Genomic DNA, 20,542 nt, shown 5'->3' on the forward strand with positions numbered 1-20,542 from the left:
GCTTGCTTGGTTTTGTTTTGAGCACGCTTAGCGTAACGCATTGAACGAAGCATTGAACGATTTTCCGGCGCTGTACTGGCGTGGGTAAAGACAGGTTCGCTGCATCGCCTGCCTCGCGGGTTCGCCAGACTGACGCCGACAACCGATAAAAACTTCGCATCGAAAGCGGGGAGACAAATGGTGGATCGGTCGGACAGCCCTCCGTTGCTGGAGGTCGATGGCGTCACGCTGTCGTTTGGCGGGGTCAAGGCGCTCACGGACGTGGGGTTCCGCGTGGAGCCCGGCTCCATCACCACGGTCATCGGCCCGAACGGCGCCGGCAAGACCTCGCTGTTCAACACCATTTCCGGTTTCTACAAGCCCTCGGCGGGACAGATCCGCTTCCTGGGGCGTGACATCACGCGAGTGGCGGCGCCGGAGCGCGCCAGGCTGGGCCTGGCCCGCAGCTTCCAGAACATCGCGCTGTTTCGCGGCATGACGGTGCTGGACAACATCAAGCTGGGCCGCCATGCCCATTTGCGCAGCAACGTGCTGGACGCGCTTTTCTACCTGGGCCGGGCGCGCCGCGAAGAGATGGCGCTGCGCGCCGATATCGAAGAACGCATCATCGATTTCCTGGAGATCGACCACATCCGCCACGCGCCGGTGGCGGCGCTGTCGTACGGCCTGCAAAAGCGCGTGGAGCTGGCGCGCGCGCTGGCCATGAACCCCAAGGTGCTGATGCTGGACGAGCCGGTGGCCGGCATGAACCGCGAGGAGACCGACGACATGGCGCGCTTCATCCTGGACGCGCGCGCCGAGTGGGGCGTGACGGTGCTGATGGTGGAGCACGACATGGGCATGGTGATGGACCTGTCGGACCACGTGGTGGTGCTGAACTTCGGCCAGGTCATCGCCGACGGCACGCCGGCGCAGGTGCAGGCCGATCCGCAGGTCATCCAGGCCTACCTGGGCGCGGGCGACGTGGGCGATCTGCGCCGCCGGCTGCGGGAGGCGGCCTGATGGACATGCTGTTCTTCCTGGAGGTCTCGCTGGCCGGGCTGGGCAGCGGCGGGCTGTACGCGCTGGCGGCGCTGGCGTTCGTCATCGTCTACAAGGCCACGCGGGTGGTCAACATCGCCATCGGCGAATTCCTGATGCTGGGCGCCTATCTGTTCTATGCGTTCGCCGCGGGCATGGACTGGCCGATATGGCTGGCCATCGCCGGCGCGGTGCTGGCCTCGGGCGTGTTCGGCGCGCTGGTCGAGCGGCTGACCATCAGGCCCATGCTGGGCGAATCGCCGATCTCGGTGTTCATGATCACGGTGGGACTGGCGTCCATCCTGGTGGGCGTGGTGGAGCTGATCTGGACGGCCGACCAGCGGCGCCTGCCGGAATTCATGCCGCGCGCGCCCGTGATGGTGGGCGAGGCCTTCGTGGCGCCCAAGGTGTTCTACGGGTTCTGGGTGGCCGTGGCGCTGGCGCTGCTGGTGCTGGTCGTGTTCCGCTACTGGCGCGGCGGGGTGGCGCTGCGCGCCACGGCGTCGGATCAGGGCGCGGCGTATGCGATGGGCATCAACGTGCCGCGCGTGTTTTCGCTGGCCTGGGTGGCCGCCGGCGCCATCGCCGCGGTGTCCGGCGTGATCGTGGGCGCGATCGGCGGGATCTCGTCGTCGATGGGCGTGTTCGGCCTGTCGGTGCTGGTGGTGGTGATCGTGGGCGGGCTGGACAGCGTGGCCGGCGCCCTGGTGGGCGGCGTGTTCATCGGGCTGCTGGAGGCCTGGGCCGGCGCCTACCTGGGCGGCGAGTACAAGCTGCTGGCCACTTTCATCGTGCTGGTGGTGGTGCTGATGGCCAGGCCCTACGGCCTGTTCGGCACCCGTGAAATCGAGAGGCTGTGACCGATGCGCATCGCGACTGCCAAAGAGACCTATCTTGCCGACGAAGCGCTGTTCGATACCGCCACGCAGCGGACCTGGCTGGCGCTGCTGGCCGCCGCGCTGGTGCTGTTTCCGTTCATGGCCGACGCCTATTGGCTGTACCTGGCCTGCCTAGTGGCGATCAACATCGCCAGCGCCACGGGCCTGAACATCCTGACCGGCTATACCGGCCTGGTCAGCCTGGGGCAGGCCGCGTTCATGGGCCTGGGCGCATATACGGTGGCCGTGATGGAGCTGCGCCTGGGCACGCCGGTGCTGGTGAACCTGCTGGGCGGCGGCGTAGTGGCGATGCTGGGCGGCCTGTTCGTCGGCATCCCGTCGCTGCGGGTCAAGGGCCTGTACCTGGCGATCTCGACCATCGCGGCCTCGTTCATCGCGCATTTCATTTTCGCCAACTGGGAGTTCACCGGGGGCACCACCGGGCTGCAGGTGCCGCCGGCGCGGCTGCTGGGCGTGGACCTGGACACCTCGTTCAAGATCTATTGGCTGATCGTGCCGGTGACGGCGCTGATGGTGCTGGGGGCGGCCAATCTGTTCCGCACCCGCATCGGGCGGGCCTTCATCGCCATCCGCGACCGCGACATCTCGGCCGAGGTGCTGGGCATCCGGCTGCTGCGCTACAAGCTGCTGTCCTTTGGCCTGTCGTCGTTCTACGCGGGCGTGGCGGGCGGGCTGTGGGCGTATTTCTTCCGCGTGGTCACGCCGGAGAGCTTTCCGCTCATCATGTCCATCTTCTTCCTGGCGGCCATCATCGTGGGCGGAATGGGTTCGATCCTGGGCTCCATCCTGGGCGCGATCTTCATGACCATGGTGCCGGAGCTGCTCAAGCTGGTCGTCGGCTGGCTGCCGGTGGGCGGCGACGCGCTGCGGCTGATCTCGCCGGTGCGCACCATTGTTTTCGGCCTGCTGATCGTGGGCTTTCTGATCTTCGAGCCGCACGGGCTCGCGGAAATCTGGCGGCGAGTGCGCCGTTTCTTCCACCTCTGGCCGTTTCGCACCTGAAGGCCAGCCACAAGACCCACAGGAGACTCACCATGAAGCGCATCCGGATCGGTAGCGGTTTATCCAGGTTGCTGGCCCCGCTGGGCCTGGCGGCGGCACTGGCGGCGGCGCCCGCCGCCCAGGCGGCCGAGGACCTGGTGCTGGGCGGCTCGATCCCGCTGAGCGGGGTCTTCGCCTTCGCCGGGCAGGGCATCCACGCCGGCATCACCGACTACGTGAAGATCGTCAACGACCAGGGCGGGGTGAACGGACGCAAGCTGCGCTACGTGCCCGAGGACACGGCGTACAAGGTCGACGCCTCGGTGGCGGCCTTCAAGAAGATCACCAGCCAGAACAAGGTGAATTTCTACTACGGCGATTCCACCGGGTTCTCCAAGACCATCAACGCCGAATTGAACCGCAGCGGCGACATCCTGATGACCGGCGCTTCCTTCGCCACCGAACTGAACGACCCGGCCAAGTATCCGGCGCAATTCATGCTGGGACCGGACTACACCGAGATGTTCGGCATCCTGCTGCGCTACATCGCCAAGGAACAGCCGGGCGCGAAGGTCGCGTTCGTGTACTCGGACACCGAGTTCGGGCGCGACCCGATAGCCAGCTCGCGCGCGGTCGCCGAGAAGCTGGGGCTGAAGGTCGCCACCGAGATCATGACCCCGCCGGGCAGCGTGGACGTGTCCACCGAAGTCATCAAGCTGCGCCGCGCCGATCCGGACTACACGATCTTCCACGGCTACGTGCTGGCGCCGATTCCGGAGTTCGTGGGGCAGGGCAAGCGCATGGGCCTGAAGACCCGCTACATGGGCACCTTCTGGACCATGGACAACTCCACCGTGATGCAGATGGGCGAGGACGCCGAGGGCTTCATGGGCGTGATGCCGTACCGCTATTACTACGACACCGAGGGCGACGCGCCCATGCTGAAGAAGATCCGCGAAATGCGTCCGCAGTACCAGAGCACCGGCTACATGCAGGGCTTTCTGGCCGCCATGCTGTTCACCGAAGTGGCCAAGCGCACGCTGGACGCCGGCAAGGAGCTGACCGGGGCCAACATGAAGGCGGCGCTCGACGGCATCAAGGACTTCGATACCGGCGGGCTGATCGGCGTGCCCATCACCATCAAGGGCAATTCGATTCCGGTGGGCCGCATCTACCGCGCCGACGTCAAGCAGAAGCAGATGGTGCCGGCTTCCGACTGGATCGTGCTGAAGTGAGGGCGGCGCACGCGGCGGTGCTCGATATCAACAACATCGAGGTCGTCTACAACAAGGCGGTGCAGGTGCTGCGCGGCCTGTCGCTGTCGGTGCCGGCGGGCAGCATCGTGGCGCTGCTGGGCAGCAACGGCGCCGGCAAGTCCACCACGCTGAAGGCCGTGTCCGGCCTGCTGGACCTGGAGGACGGCGCGCTGGTGCGCGGGCGCATCGTCTTCGACGGCGGCGACACGGCCGGCGCGCGGCCCCAGAACCTGGTGCGCGCCGGCCTGGCGCACGTGATGGAAGGGCGCCGCGTGTTCGAGGACCTGACGGTGGAGGAGAATCTGGTGGCCGCGACCTACGCCCTGACCGGCAGGGCCGGGGTGCGCGCGGACTTCGACCTGGTCTACACCTATTTCCCGCGCCTGTTCGAGCGCCGGCGCGGCCTGGCCGGCTACCTGTCGGGCGGCGAGCAGCAGATGCTGGCCATCGGGCGCGCGCTGATCGCGCAGCCCAGGCTGATGCTGCTGGACGAACCATCGCTGGGCCTGTCGCCGATGCTGGTGGAGAACATCTTCTCCATCATCGCGCGCATCAACCGCGAGCAGGGCGTGTCGATGCTGCTGGTGGAGCAGAACGCCTCGGTGGCGCTGGCGGTTGCCAACTACGGCTACATCATGGAGACGGGCAAGGTGGTGATAGACGGCAGCGCCGACAAGCTGGCGGCCGACCCCGACGTGCGCGAGTTTTATCTGGGCGTGGGCGGCGGGGGCGAAGCCCGCGGCTTTCGCGACATCAAGCACTACAAGCGCCGCAAGCGCTGGCTCTCATGACGGAAAAGGAACGCAATCTTCCCGCGGCCGGGGCATGGCCGGCGCTGACGCTGCCGCAGATGCTGCGCGAGCAGGCGCGCCGCCAGCCGGGCGCCATCGCCATCCGGCAGAAGGATTTCGGCATCTGGCAGCCGATATCGTGGTCGCAATACTGGCAGCGGGCCTGCCGGGTCGGGATGGGCCTGCGCGCGCTGGGCCTCGGGCCGGGCGGGCGGGTCGCCATCGTGTCCGAGAACCGTGTCGAGTGGCTGCTGGCGCAGATGGGCGCGGGCGCGGTCGGCGGCGTGGCGGTGGGCGTGTACGCCACCAGCCCGGCCGAAGAAATGGGCTATGTGCTCGAGCACGCCGACGTGGAACTGGTGGTGTGCGAGGACCAGGAGCAGACCGACAAGGTGCTGCAGGTGGCCGACAGGCTGCCGCTGTTGCGCCGCATCGTGGTGATCGAGAGCAAGGGCCTGCGCTCCTACGCGCCGGCCGAGCGCGCGCGCATCGTGACCTTCGCCGAGGTCGAGGCCGACGGCCAGCGGCGCGAGGCCGCCGAACTGGCCGCGCTGGACTCGGCGCTGGACGGCCAGCGGCTGGACGACACCGGGCTCATGATCTATACCTCGGGCTCCACCGGCAAGCCCAAGGGCGCGATGCTGAGCTACCGCAACATGCGCGCGGTGGCGCCGGGCATCGCGGACCGGCTGGCGATGGACCGGGCCAGCGTGCACCTGTCCTACCTGCCGCTGTGCCACGTGGCCGAGCAGATGCTGTCGACCTTCGTGCCCATCTACCTGGGCACGCAGGTCAATTTCGGCGAATCGATCCGCACCGTGCAGGAAGACCTGCGTGAAGTCGCGCCGACCATCTTCCTGGGCGTGCCGCGGATCTGGGAAAAGCTGCACGCCGCCATCTCCATCAAGATGCAGGAAGCCGGGCGGCTGCAGCGCTGGCTGTACCGGCGCGCGCTGGCGGCGTGCGAGCCCTTCCTGGAGAAGTCGCCGGCGCAGTACACGGCCGGCGAGCGGCTGACGCGCTGGCTGTGGTACTGGCTGGTGCTGCGCGCCTTGCAGAATTTCATCGGGCTGCGCCGGGTGCGGGTGGCCATGACGGGCGCCGCGCCGATTCCGCCGGACGTGGTGCGCTATTTCCGCAAGCTGGGCGTGCCGCTGGTGGAGGTCTACGGCCTGACCGAATCGGCCGGCATGATCTTCGGCCAGCATCCCGACCGGGTCAAGGTCGGCACGGTGGGCGAGCCGATACTGGGCGTCGAGTGGCGCATGGGCGAGGCCGGCGAACTGCAGGTGCGCGGCGAGATGGTATTCCAGGGCTATTACAAGAATCCGGACGCGACCGCCGACACCGTGCGCGAGGGCTGGCTGCATACCGGCGACGTGGTGGCCGAGGACGACGGGCGCGTGCGCATCGTGGACCGCCTGAAGGACATCATGATCACCGCCGGGGGCAAGAACCTGACGCCCTCCGAGATCGAAAACGCGGTCAAGGGCAGCCCGTACGTGAAGGAATGCATCGTCATCGCCGACGGCCGCAAGTACGTGTCGGCGCTGATCCAGCTGGAATTCGACACGGTCGGCAAATGGGCCGAGTCGCGCCGCATCGCGTTCACGCATTTCCGCTCGCTGGCCGAGTCCGCGCCGGTGCGCGAACTGATCCAGCAGGAAGTGGCGCGGGCCAACGCCGGGCTTGCGCCGGTGGCGCAGATCAAGCGCTTCCATCTGCTGACCAAGGAGCTGGACCATGACGACGGCGAAGTGACCGCGACCATGAAGGTCAGGCGCGCCAGCATCTACCGCAGCTATGCGGGCGAGATCGAGGCGCTCTACGCCGAGGAGACGGCGGCATGAAGCAGCGGCGGTGAGCGGCGATGCAAAAGACGGCTAGCGGCGCGGCGCGGGACGACCGTTCGGAGTCCGAGCGCCGGCGCGAGGTGATCCTGACGGCGGGGCAGCTGTTCTGCCGCCACGGCTACGAGCGCACCACGGTGCGCGAACTGGCGCGCGCGGTGGGCCTGCAGTCGGGCAGCCTGTTCCATCATTTCCGCAGCAAGGAGGAAATCCTGGTGGCGGTGATGAACAACGGCATCCAGGAAGTGATAGACGGCGGCGGGCAGGCGCTGGCGCGCTACGACGAGCCCGCCGACCGGCTGGCCGCGCTGTTCCGGGTGCATATGTGGAGCATGCTGCACGGCGCCGGCGGCGACGCCATGAACGCGCTGGTCTACGAGTGGCGCAGCCTGTCGCCGCCCAGCCGCGACGCGGTCAAGTCGCTGAGCGACCGCTACGAGAAGATGTGGCAGGACGTGGTGGCCGGGGCGGTGGACGCGGGCCTGCTGCAGGGCGATGCGCGCATCATCAAGCGTTGCGTGCTGGGCGCCATGAACCTGACGGTGCAGTGGTACAAGCCGGGCGGGCGCTTGCAGCCGGCGGAATTCATCGACGCCATGCTGCAGGCTTCGCTGCCGGCGCTGCCGGCGGGCGCCGGCAGATGGCCGTTATGAACAGGGAAATCAGCCGCGCCGCTTGAAGAAGGCGCCGACCGCGCAGGCCACCGACAGGGCCAGCAGCGCGCCGGAGACCGGCAGCAGGAAATCCGCCTCGCCGCGGTAGCCGCCGCCGGTGACGCCGCCGGCCACGCTGCCCATCCACAGCACCGCGGTCAGCAGCGCCGCGATCGCCGCGATGGCGGCGGCGATGCACAGCGCGATGAAGGCCGGCCGGCGCGGGCGCGCCGGCGCGTAGGCGACCGGCTGGACGCCGCGGGGCTGTTTGATCCAGTAGATCAGCCCCGCCACGACCAGCAGCAGCATCAGGATCTTGAAGATCATGACGCCGTGCGCCCGTTAGTCTTCACGGCGCAGGTGCGGGAAGAGAATGACGTCGCGGATGCTGGGGCTGTCGGTCAGCAGCATCACCAGGCGGTCGATGCCGATGCCGCAGCCGCCCGTGGGGGGCATGCCGTATTCCAGCGCGCGGATGTAGTCGGCGTCGTAGTACATGGCTTCCTCGTCGCCCGCGTCCTTGGCCTCGACCTGGGCGCGGAAGCGCTCGGCCTGGTCCTCGGGGTCGTTCAGCTCGGAGAAGCCGTTGGCGATTTCGCGGCCGGTCATGAAGAGCTCGAAGCGCTCGGTGATGCCTTCGCGGGTATCGGAGGCGCGCGCCAGCGGCGAGACTTCCACCGGGTAGTCGATGATGTAGGTGGGGTTCCAGAGCTTGGCTTCGGCGGTTTCCTCGAACAGCGCCAGCTGCAGCGCGCCCAGGCCGGCGCGCGCCAGCACCGGGCCGTCGGCGTCGGCGCCCAGCTTCTTGAGCTCGGCGCGCACGAAGGCCGCGTCGTCCAGCTGCGCCTGGGTGTAGCCCGGGGCGTACTTGAGGATGGCTTCGCAGATGGTCAGGCGGTCGAACGGCTTGCCCAGGTCCAGCTCGCGCTCCTGGTAGGTGAGCACCGCGCTGCCGGTGGCCGAGATGGCGGCCTGGCGGATCAGTTCCTCGGTGAAGTCCATCAGCCAGCGGTAGTCCGCAAAGGCCGCGTAGAACTCCATCATCGTGAATTCGGGGTTGTGGCGCGGGCTCACGCCCTCGTTGCGGAAGTTGCGGTTGACTTCGAACACGCGCTCGAAGCCGCCCACGATCAGGCGCTTGAGGTAGAGCTCGGGCGCGATGCGCAGGAACATTTCCATGTCCAGCGCATTGTGGTGCGTGACGAAGGGCTTGGCCGCCGCGCCGCCCGGGATCGGGTGCAGCATCGGGGTTTCCACTTCGAGAAAGCCCGCGTTCAGCATGAACTGGCGGATGCTGCCGATGGCCTTGCTGCGCGCCTCGAACGTGCGGCGCGTGGCGTCGGTCATGATGAGGTCGACGTAGCGCTGGCGGTAGCGCAGCTCCTGGTCGGCCACGCCGTGGAACTTGTCGGGCAGCGGGCGCAGCGACTTCGACAGCAGGCGCGCGCTGGCGGCGTGCACCGACAGTTCGCCCTTGTTGGTCTTGAAGACCGACCCTTCGACCGCGATGATGTCGCCGATGTCCCATTGCTTGAACGCGGCGTAGCTGTCTTCGCCCAGCGTGCCGCGGTCCAGGTAGATCTGGATGCGGCCGGTGCTGTCCTGCAGCGTGGCGAAGCTGGCCTTGCCCATGACGCGCTTGAGCATCATGCGGCCGGCGACCTTGACGGCCACGGGGTTGGCGGCCAGGGCTTCCTGCTCCTGGCCGTCGTATTTGTCGTGCAGCGCGGCGGCGCGGGCGTCGGGAACGAAGTCGTTGGGATACGCGACCCCGGCTTCGCGCAGTTTGGACAGCTTGGCGCGCCGTTCGGCGATCAAGCGGTTTTCATCCTGGGCGGGCGCCGCGGCGGTCGATTGGTCGGTCATGGTAGGGAAATCAGTCGTAATTGCGGATGTCGTCGATCTCGGTCGTGCCGAAATCCGAGCGATCCAGGTAGGCGAGGATGCGGGTGGCCACGTTGGCGGGCGAGGACAGCTTGCCGCTGGCGTGGAAGTCCTGGAACTTGGCCAGGGCGGGGAAGTCTTCCGGATCGCTGGAGCGGATGGCGACCTGCATGTCGGTGTCGACGATGCCGGGGGCCAGCGCCACGATGCGCGCGCCGCCTTCGCCCTGCTCGGCCTTGACCACGCGCGTGTACATGTCGAGCGCGGCCTTGGTGGCGCAGTACACGCCCCAGCCGGCGTTGGGGTTGCGGCCCGCGCCGGAGGAGATGTTGAGCACCCGGCGGTCGGCGTCGAGGCCCTCGACGGCGGCCAGGAAGCGCGCCGTCAGCAGCATCACGGCCGAGACGTTCAGGTTGAAGGCGGCCGCGATGGCCGCGCCGTCGGTCAGCGTGCCGGTGGCGGCGATGGGGTGCACCGTGCCGGCGTTATTAATCAGCAGGTAGCGCCTGGCGTCGCGCGGCAGCGAGGCGCAGATGCGCTCGGCCGCCGCGCCCGCCGCGGCCAGGTCGGAGAGGTCCACGGAGAGCTGTTCGAGCTGCGCGCCCTGGGCGCGCGCGTGCTCGGCCAGTTCGGGATCTTCGCGGCGCGCCAGCGTGATCAGGCGCGTGCCCGGGCGGGCCAGGCCGCGCGCCATGGCGGCGCCGATGCCGCGCGAAGCGCCGGTCAGGATTGCGATGGTGTCGGACATTCGTGAACCTCGGGAAGCGGTGGAAGGGAGTGTCGCGAAACTCAGATGCCTTGCTTCAGGCTGGCCTGGATGAACGGGTCCAGGTCGCCGTCCAGCACCTTCTGGGTGTTGGAGATTTCGACGTTGGTGCGCAGGTCCTTGATGCGGCTCTGGTCCAGCACGTACGAGCGGATCTGGTGGCCCCAGCCCACGTCGGTCTTGGAGTCTTCCAGCTTCTGCTGCTCGGCCATGCGGTTGCGCATTTCCAGCTCGTAGAGCTTGGATTTCAGCATCTGCATGGCTTCGGCGCGGTTGCGGTGCTGGGAACGGTCGTTCTGGCACTGCACCACGATGCCGGTGGGCATGTGGGTCAGGCGCACCGCCGAGTCGGTCTTGTTGATGTGCTGGCCGCCCGCGCCGCTGGCGCGGTAGGTGTCCACGCGCAGGTCGGCGGGGTTCACTTCGACTTCGAAGGAATCGTCGACCTCGGGGTAGACGAACACGCTGGCGAACGAGGTGTGGCGTCCGCCCGAGGAGTCGAACGGGCTCTTGCGCACCAGGCGGTGCACGCCGGTTTCGGTGCGCAGGTAGCCGAAGGCGTACTCGCCTTCGAGCTTGATGGTGGCGGACTTGATGCCGGCGACTTCGCCTTCGGATTCTTCCAGCACCTCGGCCTTGAAGCCCTTGCGTTCGGCGTACTTGAGGTACTGGCGCAGCAGCATGGAGGCCCAGTCCTGCGCTTCCGTGCCGCCGGCGCCGGCCTGGATGTCCAGGAAGCAGTTCAGCGGGTCGGCAGGGTTGGAGAACATGCGGCGGAATTCCAGCGCTTCCAGCTTTTCCTGGAAGGCGTCGGCGTCCTGCTCGATGGATTCCAGCGTGGCGTCGTCGTCATCGGCGGCGGCCAGCTCGAACAGCTCGTTCGAGTCCGCCAGGCCGGAGCCCAGCGCCGTCAGCGTCTCGACCACGTCTTCGAGGGATTTCTTCTCGCGGCCCAGGTCCTGGGCGTGCTTGGGGTCATTCCAGACCGCCGGGTCTTCGAGCTCGGCGTTTACGACTTGCAGGCGTTCGGATTTGGCATCGTAGTCAAAGATACCTCCGTAGAGCCTGTTCGCGCTCCGCGTAGTCGGCGAGGCGGGCTGCGAGCTGGTTCTGACGTTCGGCTTCCATGATTGATCCTGTCTTGATGACTTTTGTGCGAAACCTGGCATTTTAGCGCGCTTGGCAGCGCCGCGTGGGGCGATCTCGGCGGGGTGGGGGACGGATCCGTGGTCGGCGATTTCCGGCCGTCCAAAGTTGTTCAGTTTTTTGTCAACTCTGCGGCTCTAGGCTGCGGGTAGCGGCCGACCGGAAGTCGGCCCATCCCGTCAGAGGAATGGAGACAAAGATGGAAAATGCGATGGCCCCCGGGGTCTCGCCGGCGATCCCGGCGACGGAGGAGGACAGGATTTACCGCAAGGTCGGCTGGCGGCTGGTGCCGCTGCTGGTGGTCTGCTATGTGGTGGCCTACCTGGACCGGGTCAACGTGGGATTCGCCAAGCTGCAGATGCTGCAGGAGCTGCAGTTCAGCGAGACGGTGTACGGGCTGGGCGCGGGCATTTTCTTCATCGGCTACTTCCTGTTCGAGATTCCCAGCAACATCATCCTGCACAAGGTGGGCGCGCGCGTCTGGATCGCGCGGATCATGATCACCTGGGGCATCATCTCGGCCTGCATGATGTTCGTGACCAGCGTGCACATGTTCTACGCGCTGCGCTTCCTGCTGGGCGCGGCCGAGGCCGGCTTCTTTCCCGGCATCATCCTGTACCTGACCTACTGGTATCCGGCGGCGCGCCGCGGACGCATCACCACCTTCTTCATGACCGCGGTGCCCATGTCCGGGCTGATCGGCGGCCCGATCTCGGGCTGGATCATGAGCACCTTCCACGGCGACCACGGCCTGTCGGGCTGGCAATGGCTGTTCCTGCTGGAAGGCATACCCTCGGTCGTGATCGGCGTGCTGGTGCTGATCTACCTGGACGACCGCATCAACCGCGCCAAGTGGCTGACCGCCAGCGAAAAGGCCGTGCTGATCCGCAACATCGCCGCCGAGGAACAGCAGAAAGAGGACCCGCCGATCCGCGCCGCGCTCACCCGGCCGCGCGTCTGGGCCATGGCGCTGATCTATTTTTCTTTCGTCATGGGGCTGTACGGCGTCGGCTTCTGGATGCCCACGCTGATCAAGGGCAGCGGCGTGCAGAGCCCGCTGGCGATCGGCCTGCTGACGGCGGTGCCCAACCTGTTCGCCGTGATCGGCATGATCCTGATCTCGCGCAACTCCGACCGCCACCGCGAACGCCGCTGGCACGTCGCGCTGCCGGCGCTGTTCGGCGCGGTCGGCCTGCTGCTGTCGGCGCTGTGGAGCGGCAACACGGCCCTGGCCATCGTGGCCCTGACCGTGGCCAACATCGGCATCTGCACGGTGCTGCCGCTGTTCTGGAGCCTGCCCACCGCCTTGCTGGGCGGCACCGCGGCGGCGGCCGGGATTGCGCTGATCAACTCGGTGGGCAATCTGGCCGGCTTCGTCAGCCCTTATCTGGTGGGGTGGCTGAAGGACCTGACCGGGACCACCAACACCGGGCTTTATATGCTGTCGGGCTGCCTGGTGGTGGGGGCGTTGGTGGCCCTGGCGCAGCCGGCGAGGCTGGTGAACAGGTAGGGTGAGTGTGGATGCCGGTCCCGCAGAGCCGGGCCACGCGGAGCCGGCTTCGCCGGTCCGCAGTGGCGCCCCCTTGAGGGGGAAGCGCCGCAGGCGCTTCGGGGGTGGGCCTCTACCCAGCGTGTTCGATGACCAATTGCACCGACACCATCCCATTCCAGACATTCTGTTCCAGGCGGTAGGCGGCCTGGATGCGTTCGGGCAGGGACTGGTCGTGGCCGAACCAGATGGCGTCGAAGCGCTGGTGGCCGCGTTCCAGCGACAGCTTGAGGTGTTTCTCGCCGACCAGGCGCTGGTTGCGCACCACGAACTCATCCAGGAACAGGGGGGCGGCGAAGCCCGCGCCCCAGACCTGCTGCTGCAGCATGCCGGCCACGTCGGCGTTGGCGTAGCCCGATTCCAGGGAGCCGTCGGTTTCGATCACGGGTTCGAACGTGTCGCGGCCGGTGAGTTCGCGCACCGCGGCGTCGAAGGCCGGGGCGAAGGCGGCGAAGTCGGATCTGGCCAGGGTCAGGCCGGCCGCCATGGCGTGGCCGCCGAATTTGCGGATCAGGTCGGGGTGGCGCTTGGACACCAGGTCCAGCGCGTCGCGCAGGTGCACGTCCGGGATCGAGCGGCCGGAGCCGCGGATCTCGTCGTCGCCGGCCGGCGCGAAGGCCAGGGTGGGGCGCCAGAATTTTTCCTTCAGGCGCGAGGCCACCAGGCCCACGACGCCCTGGTGCCAGCCCGGGTCGAACACGCAGACGGTGGCGCCGGCGGCCGCCTCGGGCGCTTCCATGGCGGCCAGCGCCTGTTCGCGCATCTCGGCCTCGATCGTGCGGCGTTCGCGGTTGATGTTGTCCAGCTCGCGCGCCATCTCCAGCGCCTGGGCCTCGTCGTCGGTGGTCAGGCAGGCGATGCCCAGGCTCATGTCGGCCAGCCGGCCGGCGGCGTTGATGCGCGGCCCGAGCGCGAAGCCCAGGTCGAAGCCGTTGGCGCTGCGCGGCTCGCGCCCGGCCACGGCGAACAGCGCGCGCAGCCCGGGTTGCAGGCGTCCGGCGCGCATGCGCTGCAGGCCCTGGGTGACCAGCAGGCGGTTGTTGGCGTCGAGCTTGACCACGTCGGCCACCGTGCCCAGCGCCACCAGATCGGACAGCGCGTCCAGGCGCGGGCCGCCGTCGGGTGCGTACACGCCGCGGCGGCGCAGCTCGGCGCGCAGCGCCAGCATCATGTAGAAGATCACGCCCACGCCGGCCAGGTTCTTGGACGGAAAGCCGCAGCCGGGCTGGTTGGGGTTCACGATGGCCAGGGCCTGCGGCAGGGTGTCGCCGGGCAGGTGGTGGTCGGTGATGACCACGCCGATGCCGGCGGCGTTGGCCGCGGCCACGCCGTCCACGCTGGCGATGCCGTTGTCCACGGTGATGATGATGTCGGGCTTGCCGGCGCGGTGGCGGCAGGCCAGTTCCACCACGGCCGGCGACAGGCCGTAGCCGGTCTCGAAACGGTTGGGGACCAGGAAGTCCACGTCGGCGCCCATGGCCGACAGGGCGCGCAGGCCGACCGCGCAGGCGGTGGCGCCGTCGCAGTCGTAGTCGGCCACGATCAGCAGCTTCTTGCCGGCCTGGATCGCGTCGGCCAGCACGCCGGCCGCGTGGGCCGAATGGGTCAGGCCGGCCGGCGGCAGCAGCGAAGGCCAGGCCAGCCGGGTCTGGTCGGGATGGGTGACGCCGCGCGCGGCCCACAGGCGGGCCAGCAGCGGATGGATGCCCGAGGCTTCGAGGACGCGGCAGGCGTCCAGGTCGGACGGGCGGACAGTCAGGCGGGGTGTGACCACCAGGCGCTCCAGTTTTTCTTGGGCGCGGGCAGCAAGCCGAGCAGGCCCCCGCGCGGTTTCAGGGTAAGGGTGACCTGGCGGTCATCGCCCAGCAGCAGCAGTTCGGCGGGCTGGTCGGGCAGGCCGTGCTTGCCGGCCAGCGGACGCAGATGCTGCGCGTCCAGCGCCGCCAGGGCGTCGAGCCAGGCGGCCCAGTCGCCGCCGCGCTGCGCGGCGTCCAGCTCGGTGTATACGCGTTCGGAGCCGGGCGCCGCGGCCGTCCAGGGCGATCCGCCGCCGTACAGCCAGAGCCCGTTGACCGGCGGCAGGCCGCGGGCCGCGCGCGCATCGTTGACCGGGTGGTCGTGCCAGGCCATCTGTATTTCATTGAGCAGTCGGCGCCAGGGACGGGTCTGCGCGTCCTGGCGCCACCAGTCGTTCAGGCGCTGCCCGGCCACCGCCAGCGGGCTGGCGGTCTGGGGACGCAGATCGCCGGGCAGGCGCAGGCGCCAGCGCTCGGGCGCAAGCGCTTCGACCGTGAAGCCCGTGTCCTGGAAGAGCGGGCGGGCCGTCTCCAGCAGGGCGGCGGTTTCCTCGGCGCGCAGGTCCATCAGGCCGGGGTCCAGCAGGGTGGCCTGGTCGGTGCCCAGGGCCAGATGGACCAGCTCGGCCAGCCAGACGGGTTCGCCGCCTTGCGCCTGGCCGCCGGCCAGCAGCGGGCCCAGGCCGGCGCTTTGCAGCAGGCCGGCCTCGGGCGTGTAGCCGGCGCGGGCCAGCCGCCAGGACTCGAACGCGGTGCAGCCGTGGGCGCGCACGTCGTAGGCCTGGGGCCGGGCGCTGCCGGCCTGCAGCCAGGCGTGCAGGGTGGGCGCGCGTTCGGGCAACAGCTTGGCCAGCTCGCCGGCCACGGATAAGGCGGGCAGGGCGCCCGGTAGAACAATCAGCATGGTGTGGGGGATTGTAAGGCCATGCCCGGGACCGGAACGGATACAACCCGTTTCGCGCGACGGCGCCTCGCCCCGTTAATGCCATAATGCGCACGTGCTGAAAATACCTTACGAACTCTGGATAGGCGCCCGCTACGCCGGGCTGGCCCGAATCCGCCAGCGACGCGGCCGCCGCGATCGCTTCATTTCATTCATCGCCGCCAGTTCCATGGCCGGCATCGCGCTGGGCGTCGCCGCCCTGATCGTGGTGCTTTCGGTCATGAACGGTTTCCAGAAGGAAGTGCGCGACCGCATGCTGTCGGTGCTGCCGCACATCGAACTCTATATACCCGGCGCGGTGCCGGAGCGGGTGCTGGAGCAATGGCAGCAGTTCGCCTCGGCGGCCGAGAAGAACAGCGAGGTCAAGGCCGGCGCGCCGTTCGTCGCGGCGCAGGGCATGCTGGTGCGCGGGCAGGCCTTGCGCGGCGTGCAGGTGCGCGGCATCGATCCGCAGGCCGAGGGCAAGGTCTCGGACCTGCCCAGGCAGATGGTGTCGGGCAGGCTTACCGACTTGAAGCCGGGCAGCTTCGGCGTGGTGCTCGGCAATGAACTGGCCGACGGCATGGGCGTGAAGCTGGGCGACACGCTGCTGATGATGGCGCCGCAGGGGTCGATCAGCCCGGCGGGCTTCACGCCGCGCATGCGGCAGTTCACCGTGGTCGGCGTGTTCTCTTCGGGCCATTACGAATACGATTCCTCGCTGGCCTTCGTCGACGACGAGGACGCCGCCCGCGTGTTCCGCGAAAGCGGCACGGCCGGCGTGCGCCTGCGCGTGGCCGACATGCAGCGCGCGCCGGAAGTGGCGGCCGAGCTGCAGAAGGTGCTGCCGCCCTACGTGATGGCCAGCGACTGGTCGCGCAACAACCGCACCTGGTTCGCCGCCGTCAAGACCGAAAAGCGCATGATGTTCCTGATCCTGGCGCTGATCGTGGCGGTGGCCGCGTTCAACCTGCTGTCTTCGCTGGTCATGGCCGTGAAGGACAAGCAGTCCGACATCGCCATCCTGCGCACGCTGGGCGCCGGGCCGCGCGAGATCGCCCGCATCTTCCTGGTGCAGGGGGCGCTGATCGGCGTGATCGGCACGCTGCTGGGCGTGGCTGGCGGCATCGTCATCGCCTACAACGTCGACGTGATCGTGCCTTTCATCGAGCGCCTGCTGGGCGTGCATTTCCTGCCGCGCGAGATCTATTTCATCAGCGCCTTGCCCTCGGACCCGCAGGTGGGCGACATCGTGACCATAGGCGTGACCTCCCTGGTGCTGTCGCTGCTGGCGACCCTGTATCCCAGCTGGCGCGCCTCGCGCCTGCAACCCGCCCAGGTGCTGCGCCATGACTGATATCCGGACCGAGAACACGACCCCGGCGCTGCAGGCCGAGAACATCGTCAAGATCTACGACGAAGGCCCGGCGCGCATCGAGGTGCTGAGCAACGTCAGCCTGTCGGTGGCGCGCGGCGAGATGGTCGCCATCGTCGGCGCCTCGGGCTCGGGCAAGAGCACGCTGCTGCACATCCTGGGCCTGCTGGACGTGCCGACCAGCGGCTCGGTGTCGGTCGACGGCCAGCTCGCCATCGGGCTGTCCGAGAGCCGCAAGAGCGCGGTGCGCAACCGCAGCCTGGGCTTCGTCTACCAGTTCCACCACCTGCTGCCGGAATTTTCGGCGCTGGACAACGTGGCGATGCCGCTGATCGTGCGCCGCGAAAACCGCGAGCGGGCGCGCGAGGCGGCGCGCGAAGTGCTGGGCCTGGTGGGCCTGGCCGCGCGCGAAGGGCATTTCCCGGGGCAGTTGTCCGGCGGCGAACGCCAGCGCGTGGCGCTGGCGCGCGCGCTGGTGACCCGGCCGGTCTGCGTGCTGGCCGACGAGCCCACCGGCAACCTGGACCGCCACACCGCGCACAATATGTTCGAGCTGCTGACCCGGGTGAACCGGGAATCGGGCACGGCGTTCGCCATCGTCACGCACGATCCGGAACTGGCCGCCCGCGCCGACCGCCAGCTTCTCATGGAAAACGGCCGCCTGGTTTCGGGTTGAGCGGGACGGGCGGATAATCGGCGCAAGGAGGCCGCGCCCATGCTGATCGACACCCATTGCCACCTGGACGCCGCGGAGTTCGACGCCGACCGCGAGCAGGTCGCCGACGAGGCCCGCGAAGCCGGGGTCCAGTCCATCGTGATCCCGGCGATCGAACGCGCCAATTTCCCGGTGGTGCGCGAACTGGCCGGCCGGACGGCGGGCGGCGCCTACGCGCTGGGCATCCATCCCCTCTATGTGCAGCGCGCCGACGACGCCGACCTGGACGCGCTGCGCGCGGCCGTCAGGCAGTCGCTGGGCGACCCGCGCTTCGTCGCCATCGGCGAGATCGGCCTGGATTTCTTCGTGCCCGGGATCGCCAGCGGCGAACCGCGCGCGCGCCAGGAGCGCTTTTACGCGGCGCAGCTGGCGATGGCGGCCGAATTCGGCCTGCCGGTGCTGCTGCACGTGCGCAAGTCGCAGGACATTCTGCTGAAGTACCTGCGCCGCCATCCGCGCATCGGCGGCATCGCCCACGCTTTCAACGGCAGCGCCCAGCAGGCGCAGGCTTTTATCGACCAGGGATTCGCGCTGGGGCTGGGCGGGGCCATGACCTATGAGCGCGCGCTGCAGATCCGCCGCCACGCCGTCGAGGTCGATCTGGCGCACCTGGTGCTGGAAACCGACGCGCCGGACATCCCGCCGGCCTGGCTGCATCCGCCCCAGCGCCGCAACCGGCCGGCGGAGCTGGCGCGCATCGCGCAGGTCCTGGCGGAACTGCGCGGGCTGACCACGGCCCAGGTGGCGCACGCCACCACCGCCAACGCCTTGCGGGTGCTGCCGCGGCTGCCCGCCGCCATCCTGGCCGACGCCGACTGAGCGGCGGCTTCAGGCTGGCGGCAGCGGCAGTTCCATGCGCACGCTCAACCCCCGCGGCGAAAGATTGCGAGCCGATATGCGGCCCCGGTGCGCGGCGATCGCGGCCTGCGCGATGGACAGCCCCAGGCCGGCGCCGCTGCCCGGCTTGCGCGCGCCCGAAGGCGTGCGATAGAAGGGCTCGAACAGCGACTCCAGTTCCTCGGGCGCCACGCCCGGCCCCCGGTCTTCGATCTCCAGGCAGGCCTCGCGCGCGCCGGCCTGCAGCCGCACGCGTATGGCGCTGTGCGCGGGGGCGAAGCGCAGGGCGTTGCGCAGCACGTTCTCGATGGCGCTGGCCAGGCTGCAGCGCTCGCCGATGAGCGCGACCGGCGGATGCCCGTCCCAGACGATGCCGACCTGGCGGCCGCCGGCCTCGTAGCGCGCGTCCTCGACGACGCCGGACACGATTTCGGCCAGATCCACCGTGTCGGACGGCGCCGGCAGGGCGCCCAGCTGCGCCAGCCGCAGCGTGTTGCCGATCAGCGCGTCCAGCCGCTCGCACTCGTGTTCGATGCGGTCGAGCTGCAGGTCCTGGCGTTCGTCCTTGCGGCGAGCCAGCTCGGCCGCCAGCCGCAGCCGCGCCAGCGGCGAGCGCAGTTCGTGGGCGATGTTGTGCAGCAGTTGTTCGCGGGTATCGACCAGCGCCTTCAGGCGGTCCGCCATGGCGTTGAAGTCGCGCGCGAGCAGGCCCAGTTCGTCGCGGCGGCGCGCCAGCCTGGCGGGCGTGTGGGCGTCGAGCCGGCCGGCCGACAGCGACTGCGTGGCCTGGCGCAGCTGCGCCAGCGGCGCGGCGACGTGGCGGGTCAGGGCCCAGCACAACGGCGCGGTCACGGCCAGCGCGAACAACAGCAGCGCCAGCGCCACCGGCGACAGCGCCAGCACTTCCCAGCGCGAGGAATCGAAGGGCAGGAAGCGCATCAGCAGCCGCGAGCCGTCCGGCAGCGTCAGCAGCTGCGGGTCCCACCAGGACACCCGCTCGCTGGCCGGATCGGGCGGCGGGTAGTCCACCTGCGCACGCTCGGGCGCCGCGCGGTACGCGCCCAGCCAGTCGTGCACGCGGGCGGGCAGGCGGCGGCCCAGGATGTCGGCGTCGCGCGCGTCCACGATGTAGATCTTGAGGGCGGTGTAGCGCTGGTCCATGGCCTGCACCCAGCGCTTGAGGCCTTGCTTGCCCTGAAGGCGCGCGATCTGCTCGGCGTCATGCGTGAGGCTGGCGGGATTCAGGCCGTCCAGCGAGTTGAAGCGGTACCAGGCCACCGCGGCCGTGAGCATCATGGCGCAGACCATGATGATGGCCATGGCGCTCCAGAAGGTCAGGAAGGCGCGCCAGAACAGCGAGCGGGCGGGCAGCCAGGCCATCAGGCGCCGCCGGTGAGCACGTAGCCCAGGCCGCGCAGATTGCGGATGGAGAGCGCGGCCGCGCCGTTGTCCAGGCTCAGCTTCCTGCGCAGCGCGCTGATGTGGGTGTCGATGCTGCGGTCGTAGCGGTCGGGCTTGCGGCCCAGCGCGTACTGGCCGATCTGCTCGCGCGCGACCACCTGCCCGGGCGTGCGCATCAGGATCTCCAGGATGCGCTGCTCGGCGCCGGTCAGCGCGATTGCTTCGTCGCCCAGCCGCGCGAGCCCGCTGGCCGGGTCCAGCGACAGGTCGCCCAGCGCCAGGGGGGCGGACGGGGCCTGCGGCAGCTCGTCGAAGCGCCGCTGGACCGCCGTGATGCGGGCCTTGAGTTCGCGCGGGCTGAAGGGTTTGGCCAGGTAGTCGTCGGCGCCGAACTCCAGGCCCAGCACGCGATCGGTTTCGCCGCCGTGGGCGGTGAACATGATGACCGGGCGGCGCGAGCGCTGCCGGTATTGCTTGAGCAGGTCCAGGCCGTTGCCGTCGGGCAGCATCAGGTCCAGCAGCACCAGGTCGAAATCGTCCTGCGCCAGCAGGTCCAGCCCGTGCGCGCCCGTGTGCGCGAGCGTGAGCCGGCAATGAGCGGATTCCAGGTATTCGCGCAGCATCTGCGCCAGTTCGACGTCGTCGTCGATCAGCAGGATGCGGCGCGGCGCCGGGGTATGGAAAAAAGGCATGCGTCAAGA

General features: G+C 69.0%; 19 protein-coding genes. 11 read left to right on the forward strand and 8 right to left on the reverse strand.

Translation table 11 applies throughout. From position 1 onward, the window contains the following. The first annotated feature begins 177 nt into the window (after positions 1-177). Genes AC1IQ6_RS11255 through AC1IQ6_RS11285 form a run of 7 tightly spaced genes read left to right on the forward strand, consistent with a single transcriptional unit; the run spans position 178 to position 7,450 of the window. Positions 178-1,002 (forward strand): ABC transporter ATP-binding protein, encoded by an 825-nt coding sequence (locus AC1IQ6_RS11255; RefSeq protein WP_168202104.1) that lies wholly within the window; start codon positions 178-180, stop codon positions 1,000-1,002. Then, complete coding sequence (locus tag AC1IQ6_RS11260; RefSeq protein WP_111824821.1) at positions 1,002-1,880, forward strand: branched-chain amino acid ABC transporter permease; 879 nt, start codon at positions 1,002-1,004, stop codon at positions 1,878-1,880. Before AC1IQ6_RS11255 ends, AC1IQ6_RS11260 begins: the two co-directional genes overlap by 1 nt. A 3-nt stretch (positions 1,881-1,883) precedes the next feature. After that, a complete protein-coding gene (locus AC1IQ6_RS11265; RefSeq protein ID WP_111824822.1) occupies positions 1,884-2,921 on the forward strand; it encodes a branched-chain amino acid ABC transporter permease in 1,038 nt (345 codons plus the stop codon). Between the two features lie 32 nt (positions 2,922-2,953). Beyond that, positions 2,954-4,135 carry an ABC transporter substrate-binding protein gene (locus tag AC1IQ6_RS11270; protein ID WP_102772078.1) on the forward strand — a complete coding sequence of 394 codons (1,182 nt, stop codon included), beginning with the start codon at positions 2,954-2,956 and terminating at the stop codon, positions 4,133-4,135. Between the two features lie 17 nt (positions 4,136-4,152). Continuing rightward, positions 4,153-4,947 carry an ABC transporter ATP-binding protein gene (locus AC1IQ6_RS11275; protein WP_209166781.1) on the forward strand — a complete coding sequence of 265 codons (795 nt, stop codon included), beginning with the start codon at positions 4,153-4,155 and terminating at the stop codon, positions 4,945-4,947. Beyond that, entirely contained in the window at positions 4,944-6,797 is a 1,854-nt protein-coding gene (locus AC1IQ6_RS11280; RefSeq protein ID WP_485866323.1) for an AMP-dependent synthetase/ligase, read from the forward strand. Before AC1IQ6_RS11275 ends, AC1IQ6_RS11280 begins: the two co-directional genes overlap by 4 nt. A gap of 20 nt (positions 6,798-6,817) precedes the next feature. Then, entirely contained in the window at positions 6,818-7,450 is a 633-nt protein-coding gene (locus tag AC1IQ6_RS11285) for a TetR/AcrR family transcriptional regulator (RefSeq protein ID WP_485866324.1), read from the forward strand. Positions 7,451-7,459: 9 nt separating this feature from the next. Here AC1IQ6_RS11285 and AC1IQ6_RS11290 read toward each other — a convergent pair whose 3' ends face one another. The 4 genes from AC1IQ6_RS11290 to prfB form a co-directional block, all read right to left on the reverse strand. After that, positions 7,460-7,777 (reverse strand): preprotein translocase subunit TatB, encoded by a 318-nt coding sequence (locus AC1IQ6_RS11290; protein WP_485866325.1) that lies wholly within the window; start codon positions 7,775-7,777, stop codon positions 7,460-7,462. A 15-nt stretch (positions 7,778-7,792) separates the two neighbouring features. Next, positions 7,793-9,316 carry a lysine--tRNA ligase gene (gene lysS / locus AC1IQ6_RS11295; protein ID WP_102772073.1) on the reverse strand — a complete coding sequence of 508 codons (1,524 nt, stop codon included), beginning with the start codon at positions 9,314-9,316 and terminating at the stop codon, positions 7,793-7,795. Positions 9,317-9,326: 10 nt separating this feature from the next. After that, positions 9,327-10,082, reverse strand: coding sequence for an SDR family oxidoreductase (locus AC1IQ6_RS11300; protein ID WP_485866326.1), 756 nt, complete (start codon positions 10,080-10,082; stop codon positions 9,327-9,329). A gap of 41 nt (positions 10,083-10,123) precedes the next feature. After that, positions 10,124-11,228, reverse strand: a protein-coding gene (prfB, locus tag AC1IQ6_RS11305) for a peptide chain release factor 2 (RefSeq protein ID WP_102772071.1) whose coding sequence is annotated in 2 segments (ribosomal slippage) — positions 10,124-11,146 and positions 11,148-11,228 — 1,104 coding nt in all. Because the reading frame shifts where the segments join, the coding sequence is not laid out codon by codon here. A 217-nt stretch (positions 11,229-11,445) separates the two neighbouring features. On the opposite strand from prfB, the gene AC1IQ6_RS11310 reads away from it, so the two are divergent. Continuing rightward, positions 11,446-12,756, forward strand: coding sequence for an MFS transporter (locus AC1IQ6_RS11310; RefSeq protein WP_485866327.1), 1,311 nt, complete (start codon positions 11,446-11,448; stop codon positions 12,754-12,756). Positions 12,757-12,868: 112 nt separating this feature from the next. Here the strand turns inward: AC1IQ6_RS11310 and recJ are convergent, their stop codons facing one another. After that, on the reverse strand, positions 12,869-14,569 hold the full coding sequence (recJ, locus tag AC1IQ6_RS11315; RefSeq protein ID WP_485866328.1) for a single-stranded-DNA-specific exonuclease RecJ: 1,701 nt from the start codon (positions 14,567-14,569) through the stop codon (positions 12,869-12,871). Further along, positions 14,551-15,495, reverse strand: coding sequence for a hypothetical protein (locus tag AC1IQ6_RS11320; protein ID WP_485866329.1), 945 nt, complete (start codon positions 15,493-15,495; stop codon positions 14,551-14,553). The genes recJ and AC1IQ6_RS11320 overlap by 19 nt, the downstream gene beginning before the upstream one ends. Positions 15,496-15,637: 142 nt before the next feature. Here AC1IQ6_RS11320 and AC1IQ6_RS11325 point away from each other — a divergent pair, with 142 nt between their 5' ends. The 3 genes from AC1IQ6_RS11325 to AC1IQ6_RS11335 are packed head-to-tail and all read left to right on the forward strand — an operon-like array spanning position 15,638 to position 18,422. Next, positions 15,638-16,870 carry a lipoprotein-releasing ABC transporter permease subunit gene (locus tag AC1IQ6_RS11325; protein ID WP_246842419.1) on the forward strand — a complete coding sequence of 411 codons (1,233 nt, stop codon included), beginning with the start codon at positions 15,638-15,640 and terminating at the stop codon, positions 16,868-16,870. Beyond that, the gene (locus tag AC1IQ6_RS11330; protein ID WP_102772067.1) at positions 16,863-17,564 is read left to right on the forward strand and encodes an ABC transporter ATP-binding protein; all 702 of its coding nucleotides are present in this window, start codon (positions 16,863-16,865) and stop codon (positions 17,562-17,564) included. Before AC1IQ6_RS11325 ends, AC1IQ6_RS11330 begins: the two co-directional genes overlap by 8 nt. 39 nt (positions 17,565-17,603) lie before the next feature. After that, positions 17,604-18,422: a TatD family hydrolase gene (locus AC1IQ6_RS11335; RefSeq protein ID WP_485866330.1), complete on the forward strand. Its 819-nt coding sequence runs from the start codon at positions 17,604-17,606 to the stop codon at positions 18,420-18,422. 9 nt (positions 18,423-18,431) lie between these two features. Here the strand turns inward: AC1IQ6_RS11335 and AC1IQ6_RS11340 are convergent, their stop codons facing one another. Then, positions 18,432-19,820: a HAMP domain-containing sensor histidine kinase gene (locus AC1IQ6_RS11340; protein ID WP_102772065.1), complete on the reverse strand. Its 1,389-nt coding sequence runs from the start codon at positions 19,818-19,820 to the stop codon at positions 18,432-18,434. Further along, positions 19,820-20,533: a response regulator transcription factor gene (locus AC1IQ6_RS11345; protein ID WP_102772064.1), complete on the reverse strand. Its 714-nt coding sequence runs from the start codon at positions 20,531-20,533 to the stop codon at positions 19,820-19,822. The genes AC1IQ6_RS11340 and AC1IQ6_RS11345 overlap by 1 nt, the downstream gene beginning before the upstream one ends. Positions 20,534-20,542: the final 9 nt, after the last annotated feature.

The organism is Achromobacter sp. MUI-25009338, assembly GCF_057359325.1.

Excerpts from the sequence above, each read along its gene's own strand:
- AC1IQ6_RS11255 (WP_168202104.1), top strand. The coding sequence starts at position 178 with ATGGTGGATCGGTCGGACAGCCCTCCGTTGCTGGAGGTCGATGGCGTC.
- AC1IQ6_RS11260 (WP_111824821.1), top strand. The coding sequence starts at position 1,002 with ATGGACATGCTGTTCTTCCTGGAGGTCTCGCTGGCCGGGCTGGGCAGC.
- AC1IQ6_RS11265 (WP_111824822.1), top strand. The coding sequence starts at position 1,884 with ATGCGCATCGCGACTGCCAAAGAGACCTATCTTGCCGACGAAGCGCTG.
- AC1IQ6_RS11270 (WP_102772078.1), top strand. The coding sequence starts at position 2,954 with ATGAAGCGCATCCGGATCGGTAGCGGTTTATCCAGGTTGCTGGCCCCG.
- AC1IQ6_RS11280 (WP_485866323.1), top strand. The coding sequence starts at position 4,944 with ATGACGGAAAAGGAACGCAATCTTCCCGCGGCCGGGGCATGGCCGGCG.
- AC1IQ6_RS11285 (WP_485866324.1), top strand. The coding sequence starts at position 6,818 with ATGCAAAAGACGGCTAGCGGCGCGGCGCGGGACGACCGTTCGGAGTCC.
- AC1IQ6_RS11290 (WP_485866325.1), bottom strand. The coding sequence starts at position 7,777 with ATGATCTTCAAGATCCTGATGCTGCTGCTGGTCGTGGCGGGGCTGATC.
- lysS (WP_102772073.1), bottom strand. The coding sequence starts at position 9,316 with ATGACCGACCAATCGACCGCCGCGGCGCCCGCCCAGGATGAAAACCGC.
- AC1IQ6_RS11300 (WP_485866326.1), bottom strand. The coding sequence starts at position 10,082 with ATGTCCGACACCATCGCAATCCTGACCGGCGCTTCGCGCGGCATCGGC.
- AC1IQ6_RS11310 (WP_485866327.1), top strand. The coding sequence starts at position 11,446 with ATGGAAAATGCGATGGCCCCCGGGGTCTCGCCGGCGATCCCGGCGACG.
- AC1IQ6_RS11320 (WP_485866329.1), bottom strand. The coding sequence starts at position 15,495 with ATGCTGATTGTTCTACCGGGCGCCCTGCCCGCCTTATCCGTGGCCGGC.
- AC1IQ6_RS11330 (WP_102772067.1), top strand. The coding sequence starts at position 16,863 with ATGACTGATATCCGGACCGAGAACACGACCCCGGCGCTGCAGGCCGAG.
- AC1IQ6_RS11335 (WP_485866330.1), top strand. The coding sequence starts at position 17,604 with ATGCTGATCGACACCCATTGCCACCTGGACGCCGCGGAGTTCGACGCC.
- AC1IQ6_RS11340 (WP_102772065.1), bottom strand. The coding sequence starts at position 19,820 with ATGGCCTGGCTGCCCGCCCGCTCGCTGTTCTGGCGCGCCTTCCTGACC.
- AC1IQ6_RS11345 (WP_102772064.1), bottom strand. The coding sequence starts at position 20,533 with ATGCCTTTTTTCCATACCCCGGCGCCGCGCCGCATCCTGCTGATCGAC.